This window comes from Marivita sp., from assembly GCF_022763305.1.
In the GTDB taxonomy this organism is placed as follows: Bacteria; Pseudomonadota; Alphaproteobacteria; order Rhodobacterales; family Rhodobacteraceae; genus Marivita.
Genome location: NZ_JALEGT010000027.1, coordinates 1 through 2,713 on the forward strand (window position 1 = coordinate 1; position 2,713 = coordinate 2,713).

Sequence of the window (2,713 nt, forward strand, 5' to 3'; positions counted from 1 at the left end):
AAGACTGTGCGCGCATATGGCCGCGTCGGACCGCCGCTGGTGCCTCGTCAGCGACAGGTCGCCGAAGAAATAGGCAGTGAAGGGGTTGTCGCCAACGTCCTGACCCAGTTGCACAAGCGCCATCGAAAGTCGATCCTTCTCAACCCTGGGGCCGACATCATTCGCGAGAAGCGCGTGCGCCGGTTCGTTCTGGTAACGGACTTCATCGGAAGCGGAGATCGCGTCATCGACTATCTCAATGCCGCATGGAGGCTGCGGACAGTGCGCAGCTGGTGGTCGAGGCGCAGTCATTCCGGCCTTTGTTTCGAAGTGGTGGCCTACGCAGGGACAGAAGCTGGGGTCCAACGCGTAAAGGATCACGCCTCATCGCCCACCGTCAGCTTGGTGACACGATGCCCAACAATTCAATCGGTCTTTCCCCGAGGAAAAGTCAGGCGGATGGAAGAGCTGTGTCGTCGCTATGCGCCACCAGGGTCCAAACCCCTGGGCTATGGCGAAGTCGGGGCGCTTTTGGCGTTTGATCACGGCATGCCGAACAATGCACCTTCGATGTTCTGGAAGGATGCAAGAAGATGGTCGGCGCTGGTACCGGAGCGATCATCCAGTACAGCTGGTTCCCCCTACCAAGAACCGCACACGCCAAAGAAAGAAAGAGCGCGTATTGAAGCGTCTGCCAAGGCGTCGGACACCGGGGCAATTCTGCGCCCGACGAGCTTGGAAACGATCATACTGTCTGCACTGCGCCGATCTCCCCGTCATTCCGAAGCGATATCGGGTCGTCTCGGCATGAACATCGATGATGTGTCCGAAATCCTTGACCGCTTGAAAGGTTGGGGTTGGATAAACGCGTCGCATCAACTGACCGAACGAGGGCGGATGGTTGCGTCACGACTGATCCGCCAGGACCGCAAGAGCCCCCTTCCCCAAGGCGACGACACGATGTACTTTCCGAATGCGTTGAGAGCGCCACGCGATGTCTAGTGGTTGCCGGGGTAACGACCGGCACCGTTGGTGTCACGTCCTGCCCGCAGGAGGTGATGCCTGGGCCGTCGATTGCGATGGGCTCACGGTCAAGCTTTCGCTTGATGCTCAACTTGATCGAACCGCACGACCTTGCGGTCGCCGCAGCGGTAGGCTGACTTGCGATCCGATCAAGCTCACCCTGAAGGGTGGATAGTAGATGCGAACGTGGAACTCTCAACGCTACTTCGCCGAGGGCCTTGCGGCAGGAGTGGATGAATCCATCCTCAAAAATGCAGTTGCGACAGCTGAACACACGTTGCGGCAGGCAAATCCAGGCCCGCCGATCCTGACCCTTGGCCATCTGGGGCATTTGGCGGGCGTTGATGTTGGTATTTTGAAAGCATATGCCTCAAGGCGGGATGCGGACCCTTATCGGGAGTTCTCGATCCGCAAGCGCCCGATCCCGGGCCAACCTCCGCGCTATCGAACAATTGCCGTGCCTGAGCCGCCCTTGCTGAGAGTCCAGACTTGGATCGCGTCCGAAGTCCTGCGCCACGCACCCTGCCATTCGGCGAGCACGGCGTTTGCACCAGGGTCTCGGTTGGCCCAGGCCGCGGCGCGCCACTGCCGCGCAGTTTGGATGGTCAAGATTGATCTGCGGAACTTCTTCGAATCGCTGACCGAAATCGACGTGCATCGGGTGTTTTTGGAGCGGGGCTACCAGCCGCTGGTCGCGTTTGAGCTTGCGCGCTTGTGCACCCGTCTCCGCGACAAACATCGCAACGATACTGCTGTCTTGCCTCAGCGACGAACGCCCAGATTTCGGCACTCATCCTTGACATCGCTTTATCCACGAGACCTGTTTGGCGTTTTGCCGCAAGGCGCACCAACCAGTCCAATGTTGGCCAATCTCGCAGTGCGCGACCTAGATGAAAGACTGACTGCTATCGCGAAGACCTACGGCGTCCGATACTCGCGCTATGCAGACGATCTCACCTTTTCAACGACACGAAAGTCGTTTGGAAGATCCCGCGCACATGATCTGATAGGGCGAGTGTATGAGATCCTGGCTGCTCGAGGACTGGCGCCGAACCAATCCAAGACGACGATTGTTTCTCCGGGAGCACGGAAAGTCGTGCTCGGCCTTTTGGTGGACGGAGACACGCCGAAGCTGACACGCGATTTCCGCTCGCGGCTTCGAAAGCACCTGTATCACATAAGCGCTCCCGATCAGGGGCCGGTTCAACATGCAGCGCGGCGCGGATTCGCCTCCGTTGAAGGCCTCCGCCAACATCTGTTGGGTCTGATCGCGTTCGCCGGTCAGATCGATCCAGTCTATGCGGCGAAATGTCGGGCGATTTTAGACTCGTCAGATTGGTCGCAGACAAGGAGGTGAATTTAATCTGTCCGATGGGCGTCTTCTACCTACGGATTTTAATCAATTTGGAGAAGCTTCTGAGCTCAAATCACCGCCGGAGAACCTAGAAGGTCTTTCCAGCCTGAGATCGCACTGATTTTGAACCGGTCCTGTGAATTAAGTGTCGGCCTTCTACGTTGCTCCAGTATCTCTGAAATCCCAGTCTCTTCATCAGACTGTTCGGGCCGACTATAACACCGCGCGTTTGGCCAAATAGGTGCAGACCGCGCAGGCTACTGTCACTGTACCCTAATTAATCAGATTCTGCGGATTGGAAGCGTTTTCGGCAGATTCTGTACCCTTAATTGCAATATATCCACAGGGCGCTGCGTC

2 protein-coding genes are annotated in these 2,713 nt (G+C 57.5%); both read left to right on the forward strand.

The window, feature by feature from the left end:
- On the forward strand, positions 1-981 hold a 981-nt coding region (locus MRY75_RS04855), incomplete at its 5' end, for a hypothetical protein (protein WP_292306019.1).
- Positions 982-1,180: 199 nt separating this feature from the next.
- Positions 1,181-2,359: a reverse transcriptase family protein gene (locus MRY75_RS04860; protein WP_083545813.1), complete on the forward strand. Its 1,179-nt coding sequence runs from the start codon at positions 1,181-1,183 to the stop codon at positions 2,357-2,359.
- Positions 2,360-2,713: the final 354 nt, after the last annotated feature.